At 68.2% G+C, this 23,921-nt stretch carries 18 protein-coding genes and 1 pseudogene; 7 read left to right on the forward strand and 12 right to left on the reverse strand.

Annotated features, from left to right (window positions below; translation table 11 throughout):
• Positions 1 to 68: 68 nt before the first annotated feature.
• On the forward strand, positions 69 to 878 hold the full coding sequence (gene zupT / locus ACZ9YD_RS09300) for a zinc transporter ZupT (protein ID WP_465074887.1): 810 nt from the start codon (positions 69 to 71) through the stop codon (positions 876 to 878).
• Between the two features lie 80 nt (positions 879 to 958).
• Here the strand turns inward: zupT and rpoH are convergent, their stop codons facing one another.
• The 7 genes and pseudogenes from rpoH to ACZ9YD_RS09335 form a co-directional block, all read right to left on the reverse strand.
• Positions 959 to 1,837, reverse strand: a complete 879-nt coding sequence (rpoH, locus tag ACZ9YD_RS09305) for an RNA polymerase sigma factor RpoH (protein ID WP_465074889.1) — start codon at positions 1,835 to 1,837, stop codon at positions 959 to 961.
• A 198-nt stretch (positions 1,838 to 2,035) separates the two neighbouring features.
• Entirely contained in the window at positions 2,036 to 4,813 is a 2,778-nt protein-coding gene (gene glnE / locus ACZ9YD_RS09310) for a bifunctional [glutamate--ammonia ligase]-adenylyl-L-tyrosine phosphorylase/[glutamate--ammonia-ligase] adenylyltransferase (RefSeq protein ID WP_465074890.1), read from the reverse strand.
• A 295-nt stretch (positions 4,814 to 5,108) separates the two neighbouring features.
• Positions 5,109 to 6,737 (reverse strand): phytoene desaturase family protein, encoded by a 1,629-nt coding sequence (locus ACZ9YD_RS09315; RefSeq protein ID WP_465074891.1) that lies wholly within the window; start codon positions 6,735 to 6,737, stop codon positions 5,109 to 5,111.
• Positions 6,734 to 7,852, reverse strand: a complete 1,119-nt coding sequence (locus ACZ9YD_RS09320) for a UDP-N-acetylglucosamine--N-acetylmuramyl-(pentapeptide) pyrophosphoryl-undecaprenol N-acetylglucosamine transferase (RefSeq protein ID WP_465074892.1) — start codon at positions 7,850 to 7,852, stop codon at positions 6,734 to 6,736. The genes ACZ9YD_RS09315 and ACZ9YD_RS09320 overlap by 4 nt, the downstream gene beginning before the upstream one ends.
• 72 nt (positions 7,853 to 7,924) lie before the next feature.
• Positions 7,925 to 8,317, reverse strand: a complete 393-nt coding sequence (locus ACZ9YD_RS09325; RefSeq protein ID WP_465075513.1) for a GNAT family N-acetyltransferase — start codon at positions 8,315 to 8,317, stop codon at positions 7,925 to 7,927.
• A 63-nt stretch (positions 8,318 to 8,380) separates the two neighbouring features.
• Positions 8,381 to 8,650: pseudogene (locus ACZ9YD_RS09330) on the reverse strand (GIY-YIG nuclease family protein); the annotation flags it as partial.
• A gap of 31 nt (positions 8,651 to 8,681) precedes the next feature.
• The gene (locus ACZ9YD_RS09335) at positions 8,682 to 9,896 is read right to left on the reverse strand and encodes an NAD(P)/FAD-dependent oxidoreductase (RefSeq protein ID WP_465074893.1); all 1,215 of its coding nucleotides are present in this window, start codon (positions 9,894 to 9,896) and stop codon (positions 8,682 to 8,684) included.
• Positions 9,897 to 10,021: 125 nt separating this feature from the next.
• Here ACZ9YD_RS09335 and ACZ9YD_RS09340 point away from each other — a divergent pair, with 125 nt between their 5' ends.
• Positions 10,022 to 11,239 (forward strand): BaiN/RdsA family NAD(P)/FAD-dependent oxidoreductase, encoded by a 1,218-nt coding sequence (locus tag ACZ9YD_RS09340; RefSeq protein WP_465074894.1) that lies wholly within the window; start codon positions 10,022 to 10,024, stop codon positions 11,237 to 11,239.
• Positions 11,240 to 11,318: 79 nt separating this feature from the next.
• Here the strand turns inward: ACZ9YD_RS09340 and ACZ9YD_RS09345 are convergent, their stop codons facing one another.
• The 5 genes from ACZ9YD_RS09345 to ACZ9YD_RS09365 form a co-directional block, all read right to left on the reverse strand.
• The gene (locus ACZ9YD_RS09345; protein ID WP_465074895.1) at positions 11,319 to 12,392 is read right to left on the reverse strand and encodes a 3-deoxy-7-phosphoheptulonate synthase; all 1,074 of its coding nucleotides are present in this window, start codon (positions 12,390 to 12,392) and stop codon (positions 11,319 to 11,321) included.
• A gap of 234 nt (positions 12,393 to 12,626) precedes the next feature.
• Complete coding sequence (locus ACZ9YD_RS09350) at positions 12,627 to 14,819, reverse strand: AsmA family protein (RefSeq protein WP_465074896.1); 2,193 nt, start codon at positions 14,817 to 14,819, stop codon at positions 12,627 to 12,629.
• 148 nt (positions 14,820 to 14,967) lie between these two features.
• Positions 14,968 to 16,608: a chaperonin GroEL gene (gene groL / locus ACZ9YD_RS09355; protein ID WP_232147878.1), complete on the reverse strand. Its 1,641-nt coding sequence runs from the start codon at positions 16,606 to 16,608 to the stop codon at positions 14,968 to 14,970.
• Positions 16,609 to 16,738: 130 nt separating this feature from the next.
• On the reverse strand, positions 16,739 to 17,029 hold the full coding sequence (locus tag ACZ9YD_RS09360; protein WP_465074897.1) for a co-chaperone GroES: 291 nt from the start codon (positions 17,027 to 17,029) through the stop codon (positions 16,739 to 16,741).
• Positions 17,030 to 17,475: 446 nt separating this feature from the next.
• On the reverse strand, positions 17,476 to 17,961 hold the full coding sequence (locus ACZ9YD_RS09365; RefSeq protein WP_465074898.1) for an acyloxyacyl hydrolase: 486 nt from the start codon (positions 17,959 to 17,961) through the stop codon (positions 17,476 to 17,478).
• Between the two features lie 542 nt (positions 17,962 to 18,503).
• On the opposite strand from ACZ9YD_RS09365, the gene ACZ9YD_RS09370 reads away from it, so the two are divergent.
• From ACZ9YD_RS09370 to accC, 5 genes are all read left to right on the forward strand, one after another.
• Positions 18,504 to 20,852, forward strand: a complete 2,349-nt coding sequence (locus ACZ9YD_RS09370) for a protein-disulfide reductase DsbD family protein (RefSeq protein ID WP_465075514.1) — start codon at positions 18,504 to 18,506, stop codon at positions 20,850 to 20,852.
• On the forward strand, positions 20,849 to 21,448 hold the full coding sequence (locus tag ACZ9YD_RS09375) for a TlpA disulfide reductase family protein (RefSeq protein WP_465074899.1): 600 nt from the start codon (positions 20,849 to 20,851) through the stop codon (positions 21,446 to 21,448). The genes ACZ9YD_RS09370 and ACZ9YD_RS09375 overlap by 4 nt, the downstream gene beginning before the upstream one ends.
• A gap of 102 nt (positions 21,449 to 21,550) precedes the next feature.
• A complete protein-coding gene (aroQ, locus tag ACZ9YD_RS09380) occupies positions 21,551 to 21,994 on the forward strand; it encodes a type II 3-dehydroquinate dehydratase (protein ID WP_465074901.1) in 444 nt (147 codons plus the stop codon).
• Between the two features lie 69 nt (positions 21,995 to 22,063).
• Positions 22,064 to 22,543 (forward strand): acetyl-CoA carboxylase biotin carboxyl carrier protein, encoded by a 480-nt coding sequence (gene accB, locus ACZ9YD_RS09385; RefSeq protein ID WP_465074902.1) that lies wholly within the window; start codon positions 22,064 to 22,066, stop codon positions 22,541 to 22,543.
• Between the two features lie 10 nt (positions 22,544 to 22,553).
• Complete coding sequence (gene accC, locus ACZ9YD_RS09390; protein ID WP_465074903.1) at positions 22,554 to 23,921, forward strand: acetyl-CoA carboxylase biotin carboxylase subunit; 1,368 nt, start codon at positions 22,554 to 22,556, stop codon at positions 23,919 to 23,921.

Below are 23,921 nucleotides of genomic sequence, written 5' to 3' on the forward strand. Positions count from 1 at the left end.
CGCGCCCGCCCAAGCCGGATCTGCAGCCAGGCTGAGTCGCTCCCTCCATACGTTCCGGCGTTCCGCGCATGCTCGAAATCTCGACCCACAATTTCTGGATCGCGCTCGCGGTCACCACCGCCGCTGGCCTGGCCACAGGCCTCGGCAGCCTGCTGGTGCTGTTCTCCAAGCAGCCGAACGCGCGCCTGCTGTCGTTCGGCCTGGCGTTCGCCGCCGGCGCGATGGTCTACGTGTCGCTGACCGAGATCCTCGACAAGTCGATCCTCGCGTTCACCAATGCCTACGGTCCGCAGCTCGGCTTCACCTGGGGCACGCTCTCGTTCCTCGGCGGCGTGCTCTTCATCGTCACGATCGACCGGCTGGTGCCCAACCCGCACGAGCGCCTGGACGTCGACGATCCCTACTTCCGCGAACACAACACCAGCTACATCAAGCGCGTCGGCCTGCTGACCGCGGTCGCGATCACTGCGCACAACTTTCCCGAAGGTCTGGCGACGTTCTTCGCAACGCTGGAGAACCCGGGTGTCGGCATGCCGCTCGCATTCGCGATCGCGATCCACAACATTCCCGAAGGCATCGCAATCGCCGTGCCGGTCTACTTCGCCACCAACAACAAGCTCTACGCCTTTCTCGCCTGCCTGCTGTCGGGTCTGGCCGAACCGATCGGCGCACTGATCGGCTACGCCGTGCTGCGCCCGTTCCTGTCCGAACCGGTGTTCGGCGTCGTCTTCGGCCTGATCGCCGGCGTCATGGTGTTCCTCGCCCTCGACGAACTGCTGCCCGCCGCCAAGCGCTACGCCAAGGGCCACGAGACGGTCTACGGCCTCGTCTCCGGCATGGCCGCATTGGCGATCAGCCTGGTGCTGTTCAAGTGGTGAACTCGCACCACTTCTGATTCGCGCAAACAGAAACGGCCCGCTTGCGCGGGCCGTTCCGTGTGTCGCTCGGGTCCTGCCAATCAGGCCGCGAACAGCGCCTTCATCTTCTTCAGCGCGTTCGCTTCGACCTGGCGGATGCGCTCCGCGGACACGCCGTACTCGTCCGCCAGTTCCTGCAGCGTCACCTTGTGCTCGTCGTCGAGCCAGCGGCGGCTGATGATGTCGCGCGAACGGGCATCCAGCGTGGCCATGCCTTCGCGCAGCAGATCGAGCTTGCTGTCCTCGCTGTCGGTGCGCTCGTAGAGCTGCGCCGGATCCTCGTCGCGGGCGACGAGATAGGCGACCGGCGCGGGCGGCGCGTTGTCGTCGTCCTCGCCGGCAGGCGCGTCGAAGCCGATATCACGGCCCGACAGACGCGACTCCATCTCCACCACTTCGCGCTCGGACACGTTGAGATCCGCAGCGACGGCCCTGACTTCGGCGGCGTTCAACCAGCCCAGGCGCTTCTTCGACTTGCGCAGGTTGAAGAACAGCTTGCGCTGCGCCTTGGTCGTGGCGACCTTCACGATGCGCCAGTTCTTGAGGATGAACTCGTGCATTTCGGCACGGATCCAGTGCACGGCGAAGCTCACCAGGCGCACGCCCACGTCGGGGTCGAAGCGCTTGACCGCCTTCATCAGGCCGATATTGCCTTCCTGGATCAGATCGCCCAGCGGCAGGCCGTAGCCGTTGTAGCCACGGGCCACGTGCACCACGAAGCGCAGGTGCGAATGCACCAGCTCGCGCGCGGCGTCGAGATCCTCGTCGTCGCGGAAGCGTTGGGCAAGCGCCTGCTCATCTTCGACCGACAGCACCGGAATCTGGTGCACGGCGCCGATGTAGGCATCCAGCGAACCCAGCGGGTTGAGAGTCGGGAGGCTGTTGGCAACCAGGGCGTGTGACATGGTCTGCGTGCTCATAGGAAGGGATATTAGCAGTCGATAGGTCTGACTGCTAAGACGCACAGGAGTTCCCGAGCGTTCCATTCACGGAACGAGCCCGCGGTTTCAGTTGAATGCCGCTCGCTACCGGAGTGACTGAAGCGACCGGATTGGCTCCTGCGTTCTAGGGGTCAGTCTGCGGGCAGGACGGCCAACCGCACATGAAATCAACCGCATTCAGGTCCAGTCAGCCGCGCAACGGACCGTTTCGCGCGCAGACTCCAGTTCTGGAGTCTCGACGACGATGCGGGTCCGGCGGTCCAGGGTGCAGCCGAGCCCCAGTTCCAGAAGTGTGGCGTGGGCCGCCCGCAAGCCGGCGCTCACGGCTGGGTCCACCAGCCCCTCTGCGCCCGCGACTTCCAGCAATAGCGGCGTCGCCCGCGGCGCGAGGAGCGCGGGCCGCGTCGCCGCATGGCGCAGCACCAGGTACTGCATCAGGAACTCTAGATCGACCAGCCCGCCCGCACCCTGCTTGAGATCGAAGCGGTTTCCGGCGCTGCGGTCCAGCTCGGCGCGCATGCGTCGGCGCATCGACAGCACGTCATTTTGCAGCGTCTCCGGATCGCGCGGCGTCGCCAGGATGTCGCGGCGTACGTCCTCGAAGGCGCTGGCCATCACGTCATGACCGGCCACGAAACGCGCGCGAACCAATGCCTGGTGCTCCCAGGTCCAGGCCCGCTCGCGCTGGTACTCGGCGTAGCTTGCCAGTGACGAGACCAGCAGCCCCTTGCCCCCGTCCGGGCGCAGGCGCACGTCGACGTCGTAGAGACGGCCGCCGCCGGTGACGGTGCCCAGCAGCGCGACGATCTTCTGCCCCAGCCGCGCGGCCCAGCGTTGTACATCGAGCGGGCGCGCACCGGTGGACTGCGCATCGGCGGGCGCGTCGTAGAGGAACACCAGATCGAGATCGGAACCGAAGCCGAGTTCCTCGCCGCCGAGACTGCCGTAGCCGATCACCGCGAACCGCGCGTCGGGCAGCGCGCCGTGCGTGGCTTCGAGATCGCGCATCGCCAGCGCGAGTACGGTATCGACCACCGCATCGGCCAGCCACGCGAGCTGGCGCGTCGCGTCCTGCCCGGACTGGCGCCCGTCGAGCGTGGCGAGCGCGATGCGGAAGCTCAGCTGCTGGCGGGCCTCGTTGAGGTCCAGCAGGCCGGCTTCAAGGTCCGGCTGCCGCAACGCGCGCGTGCAGGCCTGGGCCATCTCGCCCCGCTGCGGCATTGGGCCTTCGTCACGACTGTCGAGCAGTTCGTCCAGCAGCAGCGGATGCGCGGCGAGGCGTTCGGCGAGGAACGCGCTGCGCGTGACCACGTCGACCAGACGCGCCAGCGCCGAGGGCCGCTCGTCGAGCAGGGCCAGATAACTCGCGCGCCGCAGGATGTTGTGCAGCAACGCGAGCAGCCGGCGGATCGCCTGTAGCGGACGATCGGCGGGCGCGGATGCCTGCAGCAGCACCGGCATCAACCGGTCCAGTCGCGTGCGTGCGCTGTCGGAGAGGTCGCGCACGCTCGGGGAGCGCGCGAAGTCGCGCAGCGCCGCGTCGACGTCCGCGCTGTCGGTAAAACCGGCGGCCTCGAGCACGCCGCGCTCGCCACCCGCGGGCAAGGCCCGCCAGTAGCCGGCGAGATCGTCGTCGGTATCGACCGAACGTTGCTGGCTGCGTACGGCGAACAGCGCGTCGAACTCCTGCGCCACAGAAGCCCGCACTACGCGCAGCGCATCGACAAGCGCTGACCAGTCGGCGTAACCGAGCGAGCGCGCGACGCGCAAGCGATCCAGCGGATCGGCCGGCAGCATGTGCGTCTGCGCGTCGCGCAGCATCTGCAGCCGGTTCTCCAGCTGGCGCAGGAAGCGGTAGGCACGTTGCAGCAACGCCAGCGTGTCCGCGTCGATCTGCGCATGCGCGTGCAGCGCCTCGAGCGTCGGCAGCAGACGACGATCGCGCAGCGCGGGCTCACGGCCGCCTCGGATCAACTGCAGGGCCTGGGCGAGAAACTCGATCTCGCGGATGCCGCCGTCGCCACGTTTGATGTCGTCGGACAACTCCTTGCGCGCCACTTCAGCCGCGATCATCGCCTTCATCTGCCGCAGGCCGTCGAGCGCGCCGTAGTCGAGATAGCGGCGATAGATGAAGGGCCGCAACTGCGACAGGAACCGTTCGCCGGCCTCGATGTCGCCCGCGACGGGCCGCGCCTTCTGCCAGGCATAGCGTTCCCAGTCGCGCCCTTCGTGCTGGAAGTACTGCTCCATCGCCGCGAAACTCAATGCGATGCGGCCAGCACTGCCGAACGGCCGCAGACGCAGATCGACGCGATGGCTGAAACCATCGGCGGTGTTCTCGTCGAGCAGCTTCGCGAGCTGCTGACCGAGCCGGGTGAAATAGTCCTCGGCTGCGAGCGCACGCGCGCCATCGCTCTCGCCCGCAGTCGCGAAGCCGTAGATCAGATCGATGTCGGAACTGAAATTGAGTTCGCCGCCGCCGAGTTTTCCGAGGCCGAACACGACCAGTCGCACGACGGTGCCGTCGGCATCGCGCACATGGCCGTAACGCTGCGCGAACTCGGCTTCCAGCGCGTCGAGCGCGAGCGTCAGACAGGTTTCCGCCAGCGCCGTGCTGCCGGCCAGCGTCGCGTCGACACCGTCGAGACCGTGCACGTCGCGCCACACCAGCCGCGCCGAACACGCGGTGCGGTAGCGACGCAGCAACGCCGGCCATTCGCTGCGATTGCCGGCGTCGAGCGCAGGCGGCGCAATGCCGGGTTGTGCGTCGTCTTCGAGCAGCTGCGCGAGCACGTCCGGCTGACGCTGCAGGACGTCGAGCGCGAAATCGCTGGCGAGCGCCACCGGGCGGATGCGCGCGAGTGCATCGGGATCGCTGCGAATGGCGTCCGGCAGTCGCGCGATCAGGCGGTCGAGCTGGGCGTCGAGTTCGGGCGGCAAGGGGGCGTCAGGCATCCGCGGATTGTCGCATCGCGATGCGGATATCGCGCCCGGATATGTGGCGTTCGGGCATGCCCTGCAGAAACATCAGGCAAAAAAAAGCCCGCGACCGGTAAACCGGTTGCGGGCCTTGCTCCCTCCCCCACGTCGGGTGCAGGGCAATAGTGAAAGAGTCGTTACCCCTTTGCACGCTGCATTGCAAAACGATACCGACGGGTTCAAAAAATCGCCTGGAGCGATTTTTGACGTCGCGAAGCGACGGCCCAGCGGGTGGCTGCCATGGATGGCGGCCACAAAAAAACCCACCTGTTCAGGGTTTAGGACTGCGTCGCAGATCGCGCAGGATCTCGCGCGCGGCGTTGCGCCCGGGCAGGCCGGTGACGCCGCCGCCGGGATGCGAGCCGGAGCCGCACAGGTACAACCCGTCCAGTGCGCCGCGATAGCTCCCCTGCCCGAGTACGGGTCGCGCGCTGAACAACTGGTCCGGGCCCAGCGCACCGTGAAAGATGTCGCCGCCGATGAGGCCGAGCCGACGTTCCAGATCGAGCGGCGTCAGCGCGTCATAGCCGAGCACGCTGCGCGCGAAGTTCGGCGCCTGCGCATCCACGGTGTCGATCATCAGCTGCGCGACCGTGTCGCGGTGCGCGTCCCATCCGCCGTCGGCCTCTTTGATGACAGGATTGACGTGCTGGCAGAACAAGCTGGCGACGTGCTGGCCGGGCGGCGCGAGGCTGTCGTCGAGCGTCGACGAGATCACCAGTTCCACGACCGGCGCGCGCGCCCAGCCGGGATTGTGTTCGCGCGATTTCGCATCGAAGTACGCGCGCTCGAAGTAGCCGAGCGAATCGCCGATCAGGATGCCGCTCTGATGATGCGGCTGCAGCGTGGTGCCCGGGGCTGCGCGGAAATCCGGCAGCTCCGAAAGCGCGACATTCATACGGAACGTGCCCGAACCACAGCGATAACGGCGGATGCGCGCGGTGGTGTCCTCGTCGAGATGCTCGGGCGCGACCAGGCGCGTGTACAGCAGCTTCGGATTGAGGTTGGACGCGACCACGCCGGCGCGCAATGTGCGTCCGTCGACGAGTGCGACACCGACCGCGCGACCGTCCTCGACCAGCACCTGCGCGACCTCCGCATCGGTATCGATCACCACGCCACGCGCGCGGCACTCGGTCGCGATCGCATCGCTGATCGCGCCCATGCCACCGATCGCGTGGCCCCAGACGCCGCTCTTGCCGTTGACCTCGCCGAACACGTGATGCAGCAGCACGTAGGCCGAGCCCGGCGTGTAGGGACTGGCGAAATTGCCGACGATCGAGTCCCAGCCCAGCGCAGCCTTCAGCGGCTCGCACTCGAACCAGTCGTCGAGGAGTTCGCCGGCGGATTTCGAGAACAGATCGAGCAGGTCGCGGCGGCCGCGCATGTCCAGCGATTTCAGCTGCCGCGCGACGCTCAACGAGTTGAGCCAGTCGGCGAGCACGAAGCGATCGCTGACATTGGGCGGCGTGGCGTGCATCAGCTCGCGCAGCACGACGACGACGCGATCGAGCATCGCGTAGTACTCGGGCAGACGCGCCGCATCGCGCGGCGACCAGCGCGCGAGTTCGGCGGCGCCGTCCGGGCCGCCGAGACGGAATGCGCGGCCGTCCGGCAGCGGCAGGAAGTTCGAGTACGGCCGCTCGACCACGCGCAGGCCATGCTTTGCCAGCCGCAGATCGGCGATCACTTGCGGATTGAGCAGGCTGACGGTGTAGCTCGCCAGCGAGTTGCGGAACCCCGGATGGAACTCCTCGGTGACGGCCGCGCCGCCGACGATGCTGCGGCGCTCCAGCACGCGCACGCGCAGGCCGGCACCGGCAAGATACGCCGCGCAGACCAGGCCGTTGTGGCCGCCGCCAACGACCAGCACATCGCAGTCGTCGCGGCGGCCGCTCATGCGTGCCGGGCCAGCGTGGACTGCACGAGATCGGCCAGCGTCGACGCGGCCTGCGGACGCCCCAGCGCGGCCGAGGCGCGCGCGGCCTCAGGCAGCACGGTCGGCGAGGCGAAAGCATCGGTCAGCAGCGTCGACAGATGTTCGGGCGTGAATTCGGACTCGGCCACGCACCAGCCGATGCCGGCGGCGGCCAGCGTCTCGGCATTGCGGCGTTGCTCGTCGCGCGAGCCGCCCGCGGGAATCGGCACCAGCACCGCCGGACGGCCGACGGTGAGCAGATCTGCGGCCGTGGTCGCGCCGGCGCGTGTGATCACCAGATGCGCATCGCGCAGGCGCACGCCCATGTCGTCGAAGAACGGGCGCACGGTCGCGTCGATGCCGACAGCGCGCAGCGTGCGCTCGATCTGATCGCTCGCATCGCCCTTGTACTGCAGCGAGACCTGCAGGCGCTGGCGGATCGAATCGGGCAGTTGCAGCAGCGCCGGCGGCACGACATCGCCGAACACCCGCGCGCTCTGGCTGCCACCGACGACGAGCAGGCGTAGCGGCGACGCGCCATCGAGCACCGGGTAGTCGCCACGCGCATCAAGGATCGCCTGACGCACCGGATTGCCGGTGTCGACGATGCGAGCGGTGTCGAAGCCGTCGAGGCCGGCGGTGTCCGGGAACGACGTCGCCACGCCATCAGCGAAGCGCAGCAGTTTGCGGTTGGCCATGCTCAGGCGCGCGCCCTGCTCGTGCAGCAGCAGCGGCAGCGCGCGGCTCTTGGCCGCGAGCGCAGGCGCGAAGCTCGGATAGCCGCCGAACCCGACCAGCAGGCGCACGCTGCGGCGGCGCATGTCGGCGCGTGCCTGCGCGGTCGCCCGCAGGATCGTCAGGCCGGCGGCCAGCTTGCCGGTCAGGCCGCCTTCAAGGCTGCGCGCGGGCAACACGACATGATCGAGACCGGCCAGCGCCTGGGTGTACGCCGCGCCGCGGCGCTCGGTGTAGATCACCACCGGATGTCCGCGACGCTGCAGCTCGCGCGCGAGCGCCTCGGCCGGAAACAGATGCCCGCCGGTGCCGCCGGCGGCGCAGGCGATGGTGGGGAGCGATGCGGGGGACACGTGCGACATGGACGACCTGCGAAAACGACAGCGCACGACTATAGCCAGTGCGTCCGGCACGTTCACGCCCGCGGGTAGCGCTCAGTCGTCCAGGGTGCGGGTCATGAAGGTGCTGAAGGGATCGTCGGTGTAATCGCCGAATGGACCGCAGGGCTCGAAGCCGTGGCGCGCGTACAGCGCATGTGCGGGCGCGAATGCGGCCGCGGTGCCGGTCTCCAGGCTCAGCCGCTGCCAGCCCTGCGCGCGGGCCGTGGCCATCAGGTGCGCGAGAATCGCTGCGGCCACGCCCTCACGCAGGTGCGCGACATCGGTGCGCATCGATTTGAGTTCGCCGTGCCCGTCGCCGAGATCCTTGAGCGCGCCGCAGCCGGCCAGCGCATCGCCGCGCCAGGCACCCCAGAACGACACGCCCGGCGCGCGCAGGCCGGACAGATCCAGCGCATGGATGCTTTCGGGCGGCGAGTGCAGCGCCATCGCGTCGAGATGGGCCTGCAGCAGCGCGATGACGCGTGGATCGTCGAGACCGCCGGCGCGGATTTCCAGCGTCGATTCGGGCGCCTGCAGCCAGGCCAGCTTGCGCGCACGCGGCTGGCGCTTGAGTTGCCATTCGGCGCGCGAGGCGCTGGCGCGATCGGGATAGCCGCGAGTGGCGAGGATGCGCACCGGCGGATTGCCGCGGGTGTACTTCGCACCACGGCCGGCCGCGTGGGCTTTGAAGCGCGCGTCGAGATCATTGGTGATGCCGGCATACCAGCTGCCGTTGCGGCATTCGAGCAGGTACAGGTGCCAAGGCGACGGTGCGGTCATCGCACCGATTATCCATACGCGCGCGGCGCTGTCAGCGGTCGAGGCGATCGAAGGAAAACAGGGCCGCCAACGGATGTTTGCGCCGCTCGATCAGCGCCCGCAGCAGGCCCGCGCCCAGCATCGAATAGGTGATGCCGTTGCCGCCGTAGGCCATCGCGAAATGCACGCGCTTGCCGGTCGCGGCATGCGGGCCGAAGAACGGCAGGCCGTCCTCGGTTTCGGCGAAGGTGCCGGCCCAGGAGAACGTCGGGGTCAGGTCGAGATCCGGGCGGATCTTCGCGATCTGTTTCATCAGCACGCGCGCCTTCTTCTCCACGCGCGCGTCGCGCCTTGCGGGCACGTCGACATCGTCGTCCTCGCCGCCGATCAGCAGACGCCGGTCGCCGGTGGTCCGCATGTAGAGGTAGGGCCGCGCGGTTTCCCAGACCAGGGTGTGGGTGAGCGGACCGAGCTGGGCTTCGGAGATCGGATCGGTGACGAAGGCATAGCTGCTGCGGTTGCGCGCGACCTGCTTCGGCAGCCAGTGCTGGCTGGCATAGCCCGCGGCGATCACGACGTGGCGGGCGCGGATGCGCGCGCCGTTGTCGGTCGTCGCGACAACATCGCGCGCGCGCGCATCGAGTCGCAGGATCGCGGTGCGGTCGAACACCTGCGCGCCGCGTTTCACCAGTCGCGCGAGCAGCCGTGACGCGAAGCGGTAGGGATCGACCTGCGCAGCCTGCTTGCTGCGCAGCGCAGCGGGCGCGTCGATCATGTACTCGGCCTTCAGCGGTTCCGATTCCAGATACTCGATGTCGAAGCCGTGGCGTCGACGTGCCTCGTATTCCTCGCGCAGGCTGGCGACATCGCGCTTGCGGCTGGCGTAGTAGAGGCTGTCGGCGCGTTCGAAATCCACGTCTCGAAGGCAACGCGCCACCTCGCCCAGCATGTCGATCGCGTCGCCGCAGGCGCGATACGCCAGCGCGGCATCGGCCTCGCCGTAGCGCTTGGCCAGATCGACCAGATGGGTGTCGATCTCGTACTGCAGCAGCGCCGTGCTGGCGGCCGTGCTGCCCCAGGCGATGTCGCGCTGCTCGACGACGACGACCGAATGTCCGTGCGTGGCGAGTTCGTCGGCGATCAGCGCGCCGGTGATGCCGCCGCCGACGACCAGCACGTCGCAGGCCACGTCGGCTTCGAGCCGGGGGAACGCGTGCATCAGACCGTTACGCACGGCCCAGAAGGGATAACCGCTCTTGAGGTCCATGCGCGCGCATCGATGGGAGGTGCGGCAGTCTGGACGCGTCCGCGTGAACACGCCGGTGACAGCCTCCGACGACAGCCGCAGCCGCCGCCCGCTAGACTGCGCGCCCCTGCCCGACCCGTCCCGCGATGCCCGTCGTTCCCGCTCCCGCATCCACCGCCCTGCCGTCCACCGACTGGGACGTCATCGTGCTCGGCGCGGGCGCCGCCGGCCTGATGGCGGCGATTGCGGCCGGCCAGCGCGGGCGTCGCGTGCTGGTGCTCGACCACGCGAACAAGGTCGGCAAGAAGATCCTGATGTCGGGGGGCGGCCACTGCAATTTCACCAATACCGGCACCACGCCGGCGCAGTACCTGTCGGACAACCCGCACTTCTGCAAATCGGCGCTGGCGCGCTACACGCCGCAGGATTTCATCGAACTGGTCGACCGCCACGGCATCGCCTGGCACGAGAAGGAGCTGGGCCAGCTGTTCTGCGACGGCTCATCGAAGCAGATCGTGCAGTTGCTGCTCGACGAGGCAGATGCCGTCGGCGTGCAGGTGCGCACGCACTGCACGGTGCAGCTGCCGCGACGCGTCGACGACGGCTACGTCATCGACACTGCAGCGGGGCGACTGCACTGCGCCTCGCTGATCGTCGCGACCGGTGGCCTGTCGATTCCGAGCATGGGCGCAACCGGTTTCGGCTATGACCTCGCGCGCGGCTTCGGCCACACGCTGGTGCCGACGCGCGCCGGCCTGGTGCCGCTGACGCTCAGTGGCAAGCATCAGGAACGCCTGGACGAACTGTCCGGCGTCGCACTGGACGTCGAAGCCGGCTGCAACGGCGCGTTCTTCCGCAACCGCATGCTGGTCACGCACCGCGGCATCAGCGGACCGGCGATCCTGCAGATCTCGTCCTACTGGCAGCCCGGCGACGATCTGCGCCTGGACCTGCTGCCCGGCCGCGATGCGCTGGCATGGCTGCAGACGCAGCAGGCCGAGCGCCCCGGTACCGAACTCAAGAACGTACTGGCCGAACTGATGCCACGCCGCTTCGCCCAGCGCCTGTGCGAGATCTGGCTGCCGAACCGGCCGATGAAACAGTTCACCCCGCCGCAACTGCAGGACACCGCCGCGCTGCTGCAGGCCTGGCCGCTGGTCGCCAGCGGCACCGAGGGCTACCGCACCGCCGAAGTCACGCTGGGCGGCGTGCACACCGGCGGCGTGTCGTCGCGCACGATGGAATCCCAGCACGCGCCCGGGCTGTACTTCATCGGCGAAGTGCTCGACGTCACCGGCTGGCTCGGCGGCTACAACTTCCAGTGGGCCTGGGCGTCAGGGATGGCGGCGGGCAGCGCGGCGTAAAGAGCCGGTAGGAGCGCCCTTGCGCGCGATGGCATTCCCGGCGACGCCCGATCGCGCGCAAGCGCGCTCCTACACGTGATCAGGCTGCCTGCGATTCCGCCTGCGCGCGACGCGTGCGCACCGCATCGGCGAGACGCTCGAGCGTGCGCACCGTCGTGTCCCAGTCGATGCAGCCGTCGGTGATGCTCTGGCCGTAGACCAGCGGCGTCCCCGGCAACAGCGCCTGCTTGCCGGCGACGAGATGGCTTTCGATCATCGCGCCGACGATGCGGCGCTCGCCGCCTTCGAGCTGGCGCGCGATGTCGTCGATGACCTTCGGCTGGTTGTCGGGATGCTTGCTGCTGTTGGCGTGGCTGGCATCGATCATCAGCGCCGCGCGCTGGCCCTGCGCCTGCAGCACGCCGGATGCCGCCTCGACATGCGCCGCGTCGTAGTTGGGCACCGCCCCGCCGCGCAGGATCACGTGGCAGTCCGGATTGCCGGAGGTCGACGCCACCGCGCAGCGCCCGTCCTTGCCGACGGCGAGGAAATGGTGCGGATGCGACGCCGCGCCGACCGCGTCGACCGCGATGCGCACGTCGCCGCCGGTGCCGTTTTTGAAGCCGACCGGACACGACAGGCCCGACGCCATCTCGCGATGCACCTGGCTCTCGGTCGTGCGTGCGCCGATCGCGCCCCAGGCCACCAGATCGGCGATGTATTGCGGGCTGATGATGTCGAGGAATTCCACACCTGCCGGCAGACCCAGCGCATTGACCTCGCGCAGCAGGCCGCGCGCCAGACGCAGGCCTTTGTCGATGTGGAAGCTGCCGTCTAGGTCGGGATCGTTGATCAGGCCCTTCCAGCCGATCGTCGTGCGCGGCTTCTCGAAATACACGCGCATCACCAGTTCCAGCGCGTCGCCATGCGTGTCGCGCAGCGCGCGCAGGCGGTGCGCGTACTCCATCGCCGCGACCGGATCGTGGATCGAGCACGGGCCGACGACGACGATCAGTCGATCGTCCTCGCCGTGCAGGATCGCGTGGCAGGCCGCGCGGGCGTCGGCGACGGTCGTCGACATCGCGTCACTGCAGGGCAGTTCGGCGAGCAGCGTGGCGGGCGGGGTCAGCGGTTGCAGGTCGCGGATGCGGAGGTCGTCGGTGTGCGGGGGCATGGTCGATCTCGGAAACGGAAGGCTGAAACGAAAAAAGCCGCCAGGGTCTCTGGCGGCTTCCGGGACATACGTGCGACCTGGTGTCAGGGCGCGCGCGGACCGTCCGCCGCCTGTGGCGTCGGAAACGCATACCAATAGAAAAAGCTGGAGGGACGCGAGGTCATGGCGCCATTGATAACACGGCCATCCGCGCGGTGCGACGGTTGCAGTCGCGACCATCGCAGCCCGCAGCCGTCACTTGGGCAGTAGCGGTGGCCGTGATTCATACCAGTCGCGCGCGCCGGCGATGTGCAGCTTGCGGTCGCCGCCCTGCAGCTCGACGCCCATGCCCAGCACGCCCCAGCGCGCGTACAGATCGCCATTCGGCGTGCCGTCGGCGATGCGCAGCCGCGCCTGCATGTCGATGCGGTCGTTGCTGGCCTGCACGCGATCGAACACCAGCTCGTTACCGCGCAGACGCAGATCGCCGGTCGCGTGCGCTTCGCCGGAATCGATCAGATTGCCGATCCAGCGCGGAAACACTCTGCGCTCGGCGAACAGGCCCAGCAGCACACTGACGTCGCGCATGTCGACGCGGCCGCGGCCGGTGACTTCGAACGGCTCGCGCCAGTCCAGCGTGCCGTTCTCCAGTGCGAGTTTTGCCCACCACGGCGCGTCGTCGCCACCGGCCCCGTCGAGCCGCACACCGTCGAGACGCAACGCCATCGCATCGATCTTGTAGCGCCGCCCGACGCGCTGCATGCGCGACAGGCGGCTGTCGAGATCGACATTGCCCGACAGCTGCGACGGTCCCAGCGCGACGCGCACATCCTGCCCACGCACGCGCATGCGCCCGCCGATCATCTCGCCGCCGTTGTCGAGACGGATGTCGCCGCTGGCATGTCCGCTGCCGCCGACCAGACGCGCACTGTCGCCGGGCAGATAGCGGTTGTAGGTGCGCAGGTCCGGCACCTGTGCATCGTCGAAGCGCAGTCGCGCATCGAGACGTTCGTGGAACTCGGCCAGCGTGCCGGTTGAACTCAGATCCAGCCGCAGATCGCGGCCGCGCAGATCGATCCGGTCCGGCGCGGATTCCGGCGCAAGGGTGAAGCGGTCGAGGACGATGCCGATCGTCGTGCGCTGACCGGATTCGGCGTCATCGCGCATCCGCATGCGGGCGTGCGCGTTGCCACTGAAACGGTTGTCGAGCACGCGCGCCGTCAGCGCGGCATTGTCGAGATCGATGCGGCTGCCGGGCTGCAGTTGCCCGTCGTGCAGGCGCACGTCGGCGTCGAGATCGGCGCGGCCGTCGAAGGCCAGCCAGTCGACGTCGCGCAGGATCACGTCGATCCAGCGCAGCGGCACCGCTGGCCATTGCGTCTCGACCGTGCCGCCCAGCGCACGCACCGGTCGCAACCAGTCGTCCGGGCCGATGCGGCGATCGGCGACACGCAGGTCGGCACGCAGCCACGGCGTGCCCGACGCCGGCGCCGGCACACGGGCGGCGACGAGAATCGCGTCGGACGATGTGCGCAAGGCCACGCCCAGCGGATGCCGCAGCGGCGTGCCATCGGCCGCGCTGGAATACACCGGCGCCGACCAGTCGAGCTGGCTGCCGGGCATCAGCACGCCGCGCTCCAGGGTCAGATCGGCGCGCAGATGACCGACGAAACCGGCCGTGCCGATCGGCAGGGCGTCGTCGTTGCGTGCGACCAGATCGATGCCCGGCGCCGGACCGTCGACGCGCATATGCGCATCGAGCAGCACCAGCTTCTCCTCACCCTGCGCCTGCTCACGGATGTGCGCGGGAATCGCGATCTCGAACTCGAGCATGCCCTCGCGCAGCACCGTCACGTCGCTGATCTGCAGGGTCGCGTCCGGCATCGTCAGCGTGGATGGGCCGACTTCCATCGCGCCGCCCTGCAGCGTCTTCTCGAACACGAAGCGCGCCTCGCCGTGACCGGTCACGCGCGCGTCGTAGAAATCCAGTCGCAGCAGGCTCGGCGTGGTGATCGCGGCGAAGCGGATCGTCCACGGCGACTTGCCGGGACGCACCGTCGTCGGCAAATCGTGCGGCGTGCGCGCGACGTGCACGGACACGTTCTGCGCGCGGATCCTGCCGAACGCGATCTCGCGTCCGAGCAACGGCAGGATCCGGATGCGACCGTTGGCGCGCGGACTGGCGATCGTCCACAGGTTCGTGCGCGCATGACCACCCATGACGATGCCGCGTGCGTGGATGTGACCCGGATACAGGCTCATCGCCCAGTCCCATCGCGCGTGGAAACGCTCGGGCTTGCGGTTGATGACGTCCGCGCCGAACGCGCTGTTGAGGAACAGGTTGGCAGCGACGAGATACAGCAGGTACAGCACGGCCACCACGATGCCCGCACGACGCAACCCCGTGCGGTGCGCGCGCCACCACGGATCGGATGAGGTCGTCGGCATGGGTCAAGCATGAGCGAGTAGCGGTGAGGACTGCCTCCACGTACATCCGGGGGATCTAACGGCGCCCGTTTGCTACAACAGCCCGGCCAAAAAAAACCCCGCCTCGCGGCGGGGTTTTTCGTGCAACGTCATAGCGGTTGGGGCTGAATCAGAAATCCATGCCGCCCATGCCACCCATGCCGCCGCCGCCCGGCATCGCCGGCTCTTCCTTCTTCGGCAGCTCGGCGACCATCGCTTCGGTCGTGATCATCAGACCGGCGATCGAGGCCGCGTTCTGCAGGGCCGAACGGGTGACCTTGGTCGGGTCCAGGATGCCGAACGCGATCATGTCGCCGTATTCGCCGGTCGCGGCGTTGTAGCCGTAGTTTCCGGTGCCGTCCTTGACCTTGTTGAGCACGACGCTCGGCTCTTCACCGCAGTTGGTGACGATCTCGCGCAGCGGCGCTTCCATCGCGCGCAGGGCGATGATGATGCCGTGGTTCTGGTCTTCGTTCGCGCCCTTGAGCTCGCCGATCGCCTGCAGCGCGCGCACCAGCGCCACGCCACCACCGGGGACCACGCCTTCCTCGACCGCTGCGCGCGTGGCGTGCAGGGCGTCTTCGACGCGGGCCTTCTTTTCCTTCATCTCGATCTCGGTCGAAGCACCGACCTTGATCACCGCAACGCCGCCGGCCAGCTTGGCCACGCGCTCCTGCAGCTTCTCGCGGTCGTAATCGGACGAGGTGTCCTCGATCTGCGCCTTGATCTGCTTGATGCGGGCTTCGATGCCACCGGTCTCACCGGCGCCGTCGATGATCGTGGTGTTCTCCTTCGAGACCTGGATCTTCTTGGCGCGGCCGAGGTCGGCGATGGTCGCCTTCTCGAGCGTCAGGCCGACTTCCTCGGAGATCACGGTGCCGCCGGTCAGGGTGGCCATGTCTTCGAGCATCGCCTTGCGACGGTCACCGAAGCCCGGTGCCTTGACGGCGCAGACCTTGACGATGCCGCGGATCGTGTTGACGACCAGGGTCGCCAGCGCTTCGCCTTCGACTTCCTCGGCGACGATCAGCAGCGGCTTGCCGGCCTTGGCCACGCCTTCGAGGACGGGCAGCAGGTCACGGACGTTCGAGATCTTCTTGTCGTACAGCAGGATGAAGGGGTCATCCAGCTCGGCCGACATCGACTGCTGGTTGTTGACGAAGTACGGCGACAGGTAGCCGCGGTCGAACTGCATGCCCTCGACGACGTCGAGTTCGTTGTCCAGGCCCGAGCCTTCTTCGACGGTGATCACGCCTTCCTTGCCGACCTTCTTCATCGCGTCGGCGATGATCGTGCCGATCGACTCGTCCGAGTTGGCGGAGATCGTGCCGACCTGCGCAATCGCCTTGTCGTCAGCCGTCGGCTTGGACAGGTTCTTCAGCTCGGCGACGGCGGCCTTGACGGCCTGGTCGATACCGCGCTTGAGGTCCATCGGGTTCATGCCGGCCGCAACGGCCTTGGAACCTTCGCGGATCAGCGCCTGCGCCAGCACGGTCGCGGTGGTGGTGCCGTCACCGGCGTTGTCGGAGGTCTTGGAGGCGACTTCCTTGACCATCTGCGCGCCCATGTTCTCGAACTTGTCGGCCAGTTCGATCTCCTTCGCGACGGACACGCCGTCCTTGGTGATCGTCGGCGCGCCGAAGCTCTTCTCGAGCACGACGTTGCGGCCCTTCGGGCCCAGGGTTGCCTTGACGGCATTGGCGAGAATGTTCACACCACGCACCATCTTGGAACGTGCGTCTTCGCCGAAGCGGATTTCTTTGGCAGCCATTTGGATAACTCCGTGATTCGTAAGTGTTGATTCGTGATTCGAAAGCGCGCGCGGCAGCGGCAATCCGGACCGGCCGGGATCGTCAGCGTGTGCTGTGACGAATCACCGATCGCGCATCGCCGCGCCCGGGTCAGCCGACGATCGCGAGGATGTCGTCTTCTTTCACGATCTTGAATTCGATGCCGTCAGCCTTGTAGGCACTGCCCGCGTACTGACCGTAGATCACGATGTCGCCGACCTTGACCTTCGGCGCGCGCACGCTGCCGTTGTCCAGGGCCTTGCCTTCGCCGACGGCGACGACTTCACCCTTGGTGGGCTTTTCCTTGGCGTTGTCCGGAATCAGGATGCCGCCGGCGCTCTTCTCTTCGGCCTCGACAGGCTTGACCACGATGCGATCGTAAAGCGGCTTCAGGTTGCTCATTACAGCCTCGCTAAGTAATTGATTGGAAAGAAATCGTTCGCCAATTCTAGCACTCGCCCGAGACGACTGCCAGGAACCGCGGCGCACGCACCCGGTAAAACCAGGACGGGACCGGAGATGGGCACGGGGAATCGGATTACAAGGGCCGCCGCGAAAGAAAGGACGCTCCCGGCGCCCGGTGCGACTACCCGGCCGCCCGGTAAGCCTGCTGGGGACGACCGGGCGACAGCAAAGACGCGCGGCGTTGCGAATTCGGAACGCCCACAAGGGCGCCGGGCGCATCACATGGAGCGGACCGCCGCCACGCGGCGGCGCGCGGCGAGGCATGGCACGCCCGCCGCGCGATCCAGGATCAGACGCGTCCCGTCATCCACCGGGCGTCTCGACGCCTTGCGCCTGACCGGCCCACCTCAACGGCAGGCACGACCTGCGGGCTCTGTCCGCCGTCAGCGGAAGCGCCACGCCGCGAGCAGCATCGTCTCGCCATCGTTGGGCTGTTTGATGCTGGCGTTGGAGATGTGGCGGGCCAGCAGCGAGAAACGCTCCCAGCGCCAGCCGACCGTACTGACGAACTGCGGGTTGCCAGACAGCGCGCTGGTGCGGCCGGCCTGGACGCCGATGCCGAAGCCGGCGACAAACCCGTTGTCGCGCTCATACCGGGCGCCGCCGTGGAACACGCCGGCGTCTTCGGACAGATCGAACCGGGTATTGTCGCGGCCACGCACATAGACCGCGCCGACGTCCCAGCGCAGGACGCCGCGTTCGGTGCGGCGCCATTCCGGCAGCCAGGCCACGCTGGCGACGAAGGTGGTTTCGTTCTCGCGGGTCGCGGAGGCACCGATGCCGATGTCGATAGGCGCACTCTGGGCGGCAGCGGGAAGGGCGGCGCAGGCCAGCAGGGCTGCGGCAAAGCAGGAGATGATCGGGCGCATCGAACTCTGTGGGAATCGCGGGGCGATTCGGCTGGGTCTCGGGAAGATCAGTAAGTATACCGACCGGTTCACTAATGCGCGCGACATCTTTCTCCCGCTGACGGGATGCTGCATCCGCACTGCGGCTCGCAAGCCTGGCCGCGGATGCGTGGAGACGCCGTGCAGGTCGACAGCCGCTGGCGAGTGGACTGGACATCCTCGTCTGCTTCAGTGCCCGTCCTGATGCAGTACCTTGCCCAGTGGGGCCGGCGCTCTCGTGCGACTGCTGGCAGGCGCGCGACGCTCGGTCGCCTGCAACGCGCATACGTCGGTGACGACATCGCATCGAGGATTCGGACCACGCGCCCCCAACTTCCGCGCTTCGAGAGTCGCCGTGGTGGCGCTCCCCGGTGAACGCGCGGGCGCTGAACCTGCGTTCGGCATCCGCCGCGACGGCCTGCGATACTGGCGCGATGCGTGCGCCCTCCTCCGATGTCATGACCGGCCGCGATCAGCGGCTCCCCTCCCTCGCCCGGCCGCCGGCCCGCCTCACCGCGTGGCTGATGGCCTGCATGCTGCTGTTCACCGGGCTGCCGGCCTGGGCACAGGGAATCGGTTTCGACGATGTGTTGCCGGTCGACGAAGCCCTGAAGGTGTCCGCCGAAGCGGTCGCGCCGGACCGGATCGAGATCCGCTGGGCGATTGCCGACGGCTATTACCTGTATCGCCATCGCATGGGCGCGCGGGTCGAGAGTGGCTTCAAGACCAATCCGCTGCAACTGCCCGCCGGCCGCAAGCACACCGACGAATTCTTCGGCGAGGTCGAGACCTATCGCGGCCGGGTCACCGGCGTGCTGACGGGCGCGGCGGCCGACGGTGTCGACACGCTGCAGGTCGAAGTGAAATATCAGGGCTGCGCGGATGCGGGCATCTGCTATCCGCCGCAGACGCGCATGCTGCAGGTCACGTTGCCGCGGGGCCCTGCGGGTGCGTCCCGCCCGCCCGCCGCGAGCGACTCGGGCTTCGCCGCCTTCGGTCAGGCGCTCGGCGCCAACAGTGCGGGCCGCACCCCGACGCTTACCGGTGCGAACGATGCCTTGCCGCCGGAGCGCGCGTTCGCGTTCGAGGCCATCGCGGGTGACGGCGACACGATCCTGCTGCGCTTCACCCCGGCCAAGGGCTACTACCTCTATCGCGACCGCAACCGGTTCGAGGTCCGCGGCGTCGAGGGCATCCGCGCCGGCGCGCCGCGCTGGCCGAAGGGGCAGTCACATCACGACGCGCATTTCGGCGATGTCACCGTGTACTTCGACCAGATCGACGTGCCTCTGCCACTGGTGCGTACGACGGCTGAAGCTGCGGAGATCGAGGTGGTCGCGACCTTCCAGGGCTGCCAGGACGAGGGCATCTGCTATCCGCCGATGACCCGCACGGTGCGCGTCGCGTTGCCGACCGGCCGCGTGCAGACCATGGCCGAAACCGCGGCTGCGTTGGCGGGTACTGCATCACCGGGAGCATCCGCTGCGACGGATGCGGCCATCGATGCGAACGACGCTGCCACACCTGAAGACACGTCGCCTGTTGCAGCCGGCGATATCGACGCGCTCACCGCGCCGACCAACACAACCGACACTCCAGACGCCAGCGACGACAACGCGTCACGCACGCGCCCGCCTGCCGCCGCGTCGATCGGCCTGTTCGCAGCCCTCGGCTTGGCCCTGCTCGGCGGCATGCTGTTGAACCTGATGCCTTGCGTGCTGCCGATCCTGTCGCTGAAGGTACTGGGCATCGCCAAAAGTGGCGGCAGTCGCGCGGCCGCCCGCTCGCATGCGCTCTGGTACACGGCCGGCGTGCTGGTCGCGTTCGCGGCGGTCGGTCTGCTGGTCATCGCGCTGCGCGCTGCCGGCCAGGCGATGGGCTGGGGCTTCCAGCTGCAGCAGCCGTGGTTCGTCGCGGCGCTCGCCTATCTGATGTTCGCGGTCGGCCTGAGCCTGTCGGGCGTCTTCAGTCTCGGCGGTCGCATCGCCAATGTCGGGAGCGCGCTCGCGGGTCGCAGCGGTCCGGTCGGCGACTTCTTCACCGGCGTGCTGGCGTGCGTAGTCGCAAGCCCGTGCATCGCGCCCTTCATGGGCGGTGCGCTGGCGTACGCGTTCACCGCATCGACGCCGATGGCGCTGGCGGTGTTCCTCATGCTGGGCCTCGGCCTGGCGTTGCCGTTCCTGCTGATCGGTCTGGTGCCCGCGCTGGCCGACCGCCTGCCGAAGCCCGGCGCATGGATGGAAACGCTGAAGCAGGTGCTGGCGTTCCCGATGTATCTGACCGCGCTGTGGCTGGCGTGGGTGCTGGGCAAGCAGCGCGGCGTGGATGCGATGGCGCTGCTGGTAGCCGGCATGACCGTGCTCGCACTGGCGCTGTGGTGGTTCGAACGGCGCCGCTGGACCGGCCATGCCCTGCATCGCGGACTCGCATTGGCGCTCGCGCTGCTGGCCTTGCTGCCGGTGATCGCGGTCGGCCGGCTCACGACGCCGGCGACTGCGAACACCGCGGCCGGCGAAACCAGCACCCACGTCGCCTACTCCGCGCAGCGCTTGGCCGCCTTGCGCGCCGCCGGCACGCCGGTGTTCGTCAACATGACCGCCGACTGGTGCGTGACCTGCAAGGCCAACGAGCGCCGGGTGCTGTCGGGCGCGATGTTCAAGACCGCGATGGCCGATGCCGGCGCGACCTACATGGTCGGCGACTGGACCAACGTGGATCCGGAGATCGGCGCTTTCCTCGAAGCGCACGGCGCAGTCGGCGTACCGCTGTACGTGGTGTATCCGGCCGGCGGCGGTGACGGTGTGGTGCTGCCGGCGCTGCTCAGCGACGCGGTCATCGTCGACGCGCTCGGGCGCGCGGGACCGGCGCAATGAAGGTCGGCCCACTGACCGTCGTCGCGATCGCGGTCGTCGCCGGCGGTCTCGGCGTGCTCGCCAGCCTGTTTGTCGGCGGCCCCGGCCCGCTGCTCGGCACCGAGGCCGGACAACGTCTGTATGCCGACACGCTCAGCGCCACCGCGCCTGCGCCCCCCGAAGGCGTGACCGTCGCGCGCCGGGGCGATGTCATCGCGCCATTCGACGTCGCCGGCCTCGACGGCCAGACATTGCAGATGCCAGCCGCCTACGCCGGTCGCCCAGTGCTGGTGAATCTGTGGGCCAGCTGGTGCGGACCCTGCATCGAGGAAATGCCCGAGCTGGACCGCTTCGCCCGCGAACAAGGCGACACCGGCGTGCAGGTGCTTGGCATCGCACTCGATGATGCCGAGGCCGTCATCGAGTTCCTCGAGCGGATCCCGGTGACCTACGCCATCGGTCTCGACACGCCAGGCCCGGCCGACGCCGGCGTGCGTCTCGGCAATCCGCGCGGCGTACTGCCCTACACCGTGCTGCTGTCGGCAGACGGGCGGTTACTGAAGCAACGGATCGGCCCGTTCGCCCACGGCGAGATCGACGGCTGGGTCGCGCCCTGAGCGTAGAAATTCAAACGGACGTTTAAAATCGTCAAACGTCTGCGAACTGGACACCATCGGGGACATCCCGCAGACTTCGCGCACCCGCCGCACCGCGTCCCCATGGCCTCGATCCTCGTCCTGCACGGTCCCAACCTCAACCTGCTCGGCACCCGCGAGCCGGAGGTCTATGGGCACGCGACGCTTGCCGACATCGACGCCTCGCTGCAGACGACCGCGCAGGCCGCCGGCCACGTGCTGGAGAGCCTGCAGTCAAACGCCGAACACGTGCTGGTCGACCGGGTGCAGGCCGCCCGCAGCGACGGCACCGCGCTGATCCTGCTCAACCCGGCCGCGTTCACTCACACGTCGGTGGCCCTGCGCGACGCGCTGGCCGCGGTGGCGCTGCCGTTCTACGAGATCCACCTGTCGAACCCGCACCGCCGTGAGCCGTTCCGCCACACCAGTTATTTCAGCGACCTCGCCATCGGCGTGGTCTGCGGCTTCGGCGCCGACAGCTACCGCTACGCACTCGACGCCGCGATCGCCCGGCTCCCCGCCGGCTGACACCCGACACGCATCCATCCCGTTCCGTATTCGCGCGGTTGCGCGACCCACGCACAGAGAGAGGCCCGCATGGACCTGAGAAAGATCAAGAAGCTCATCGACCTGCTCGAAGAGTCCAACCTGACCGAGATCGAGATCAAGGAAGGCGAGGAGTCGGTGCGCCTGTCGCGTAACGCGGCCGCCGCGCCGATGATGTACGCCCCAGCGCCGGCCGCTGCCGCCCCGCGCGCCGCCGAGCCGGTGATGCCGATGAGCTCGCCGGTCGATGCCGCCACTGGCGGCACGCCGAAGGCCGCAGGCGACGACCTGCCGCCTGGCCAGGTGACCAAGTCGCCGATGGTCGGCACGTACTACGCCTCGCCGGCGCCGGACAAGCCGTCGTTTGTCTCGGTCGGCCAGCAGGTCAAGGTCGGCGACACGCTGGGCATCATCGAAGCGATGAAGATGTTCAACCCTATCGAAGCCGAAACCTCGGGCACGGTCGTCGCGATCCTGGTCGAGACCGGCCAGCCGGTCGAATTCGACCAGCCGCTGTTCGTGATCGGCTGAGGCCGCCGCGATGCTGGAGAAAGTCGTCATCGCCAATCGCGGTGAGATCGCGCTGCGCATCCTGCGCGCGTGTCACACCCTCGGCATCCGTACGGTCGCGGTGCATTCCACCGTCGACCGCAACCTCAAGCACGTCGCGATGGCCGACGAGTCGGTCTGCATCGGCCCGCCGCCGTCCGCGCAGAGCTACCTCGACATGCCGGCGATCATCGCCGCGGCCGAGGTCACCGACGCCCAGGCGATCCATCCCGGCTACGGCTTCCTCAGCGAGAACGCCGACTTCGCCGAGCGCGTCGAGCAGTCGGGCTTCATCTTCATCGGGCCGAAGGCCGAGACCATCCGCCTGATGGGCGACAAGGTCGAGGCGATCCGCGCGATGAAGGAAGCCGGCGTGCCCTGCGTCCCCGGCTCCGGCGGCCCGCTCGGCGACGACGCGGCGACCAACGTCAAGATCGCCCGCGAGATCGGCTACCCGGTCATCGTCAAGGCGGCCGGCGGTGGTGGTGGACGCGGCATGCGTGTGGTCCACACCGAAGCCGCGCTGGTCAATGCGATCGCGACGACCAAGCAGGAAGCCAAGGCCGCGTTCTCGAACGACATGGTCTACATGGAGAAGTTCCTCGAGAACCCGCGCCATGTGGAGATCCAGGTGCTGGCCGACGGCCAAGGCGGCGCGATCCATCTGGGCGAGCGCGACTGCTCGATGCAGCGTCGCCACCAGAAGGTCGTCGAAGAAGCACCTGCGCCCGGCATCACACCCGAAGCGCGCGCGCAGATCGGCAAGGTCTGCGTGGATGCCTGCATCCGCATCGGCTACCGCGGCGCGGGCACGTTCGAGTTTCTGTATGAGGGCGGCCGCTTCTACTTCATCGAAATGAACACCCGCATCCAGGTCGAGCATCCGGTCACCGAAATGGTGACGGGCATCGATCTGGTGCGCGAACAGCTGATGATCGCCTCGGGCCACAAGCTGTCGATCCGGCAGGAAGACGTGGTACTGACCGGCCACGCGATCGAGTGCCGTATCAATGCCGAGGATCCGGACACCTTCATGCCCTCGCCCGGCACGATCCGTCACTTCCACGCACCGGGCGGCCCCGGCGTGCGCGTCGACACGCACGTCTACGAAGGCTATGCGGTGCCGCCGAACTACGACTCGATGATCGGCAAGCTGATCGTGCACGGTCCCGACCGCGAGACCGCAATCTGTCGCATGCGTGTGGCGTTGAGCGAGATGGTCGTCGACGGCATCAAGACCAACATCCCGCTGCAGCAGCGGATCATGCGCGACCAGGGCTTCCATGGTGGTGGACAGAACATCCACTACCTGGAGAAGCGCCTCGCCGAGCGCAAGAACAAGACGCTGGCGATCGGCTGA

The sequence above is a fragment of the Luteimonas sp. AC640a genome (assembly GCF_979256585.1).

Excerpts from the sequence above, each read along its gene's own strand:
- zupT (WP_465074887.1), top strand. The coding sequence starts at position 69 with ATGCTCGAAATCTCGACCCACAATTTCTGGATCGCGCTCGCGGTCACC.
- rpoH (WP_465074889.1), bottom strand. The coding sequence starts at position 1,837 with ATGAGCACGCAGACCATGTCACACGCCCTGGTTGCCAACAGCCTCCCG.
- glnE (WP_465074890.1), bottom strand. The coding sequence starts at position 4,813 with ATGCCTGACGCCCCCTTGCCGCCCGAACTCGACGCCCAGCTCGACCGC.
- ACZ9YD_RS09315 (WP_465074891.1), bottom strand. The coding sequence starts at position 6,737 with ATGAGCGGCCGCCGCGACGACTGCGATGTGCTGGTCGTTGGCGGCGGC.
- ACZ9YD_RS09320 (WP_465074892.1), bottom strand. The coding sequence starts at position 7,852 with ATGTCGCACGTGTCCCCCGCATCGCTCCCCACCATCGCCTGCGCCGCC.
- ACZ9YD_RS09325 (WP_465075513.1), bottom strand. The coding sequence starts at position 8,317 with ATGGCGCTGCACTCGCCGCCCGAAAGCATCCATGCGCTGGATCTGTCC.
- ACZ9YD_RS09335 (WP_465074893.1), bottom strand. The coding sequence starts at position 9,896 with ATGGACCTCAAGAGCGGTTATCCCTTCTGGGCCGTGCGTAACGGTCTG.
- ACZ9YD_RS09340 (WP_465074894.1), top strand. The coding sequence starts at position 10,022 with ATGCCCGTCGTTCCCGCTCCCGCATCCACCGCCCTGCCGTCCACCGAC.
- ACZ9YD_RS09345 (WP_465074895.1), bottom strand. The coding sequence starts at position 12,392 with ATGCCCCCGCACACCGACGACCTCCGCATCCGCGACCTGCAACCGCTG.
- ACZ9YD_RS09350 (WP_465074896.1), bottom strand. The coding sequence starts at position 14,819 with ATGCCGACGACCTCATCCGATCCGTGGTGGCGCGCGCACCGCACGGGG.
- groL (WP_232147878.1), bottom strand. The coding sequence starts at position 16,608 with ATGGCTGCCAAAGAAATCCGCTTCGGCGAAGACGCACGTTCCAAGATG.
- ACZ9YD_RS09360 (WP_465074897.1), bottom strand. The coding sequence starts at position 17,029 with ATGAGCAACCTGAAGCCGCTTTACGATCGCATCGTGGTCAAGCCTGTC.
- ACZ9YD_RS09365 (WP_465074898.1), bottom strand. The coding sequence starts at position 17,961 with ATGCGCCCGATCATCTCCTGCTTTGCCGCAGCCCTGCTGGCCTGCGCC.
- ACZ9YD_RS09370 (WP_465075514.1), top strand. The coding sequence starts at position 18,504 with ATGGCCTGCATGCTGCTGTTCACCGGGCTGCCGGCCTGGGCACAGGGA.
- ACZ9YD_RS09375 (WP_465074899.1), top strand. The coding sequence starts at position 20,849 with ATGAAGGTCGGCCCACTGACCGTCGTCGCGATCGCGGTCGTCGCCGGC.
- aroQ (WP_465074901.1), top strand. The coding sequence starts at position 21,551 with ATGGCCTCGATCCTCGTCCTGCACGGTCCCAACCTCAACCTGCTCGGC.
- accB (WP_465074902.1), top strand. The coding sequence starts at position 22,064 with ATGGACCTGAGAAAGATCAAGAAGCTCATCGACCTGCTCGAAGAGTCC.
- accC (WP_465074903.1), top strand. The coding sequence starts at position 22,554 with ATGCTGGAGAAAGTCGTCATCGCCAATCGCGGTGAGATCGCGCTGCGC.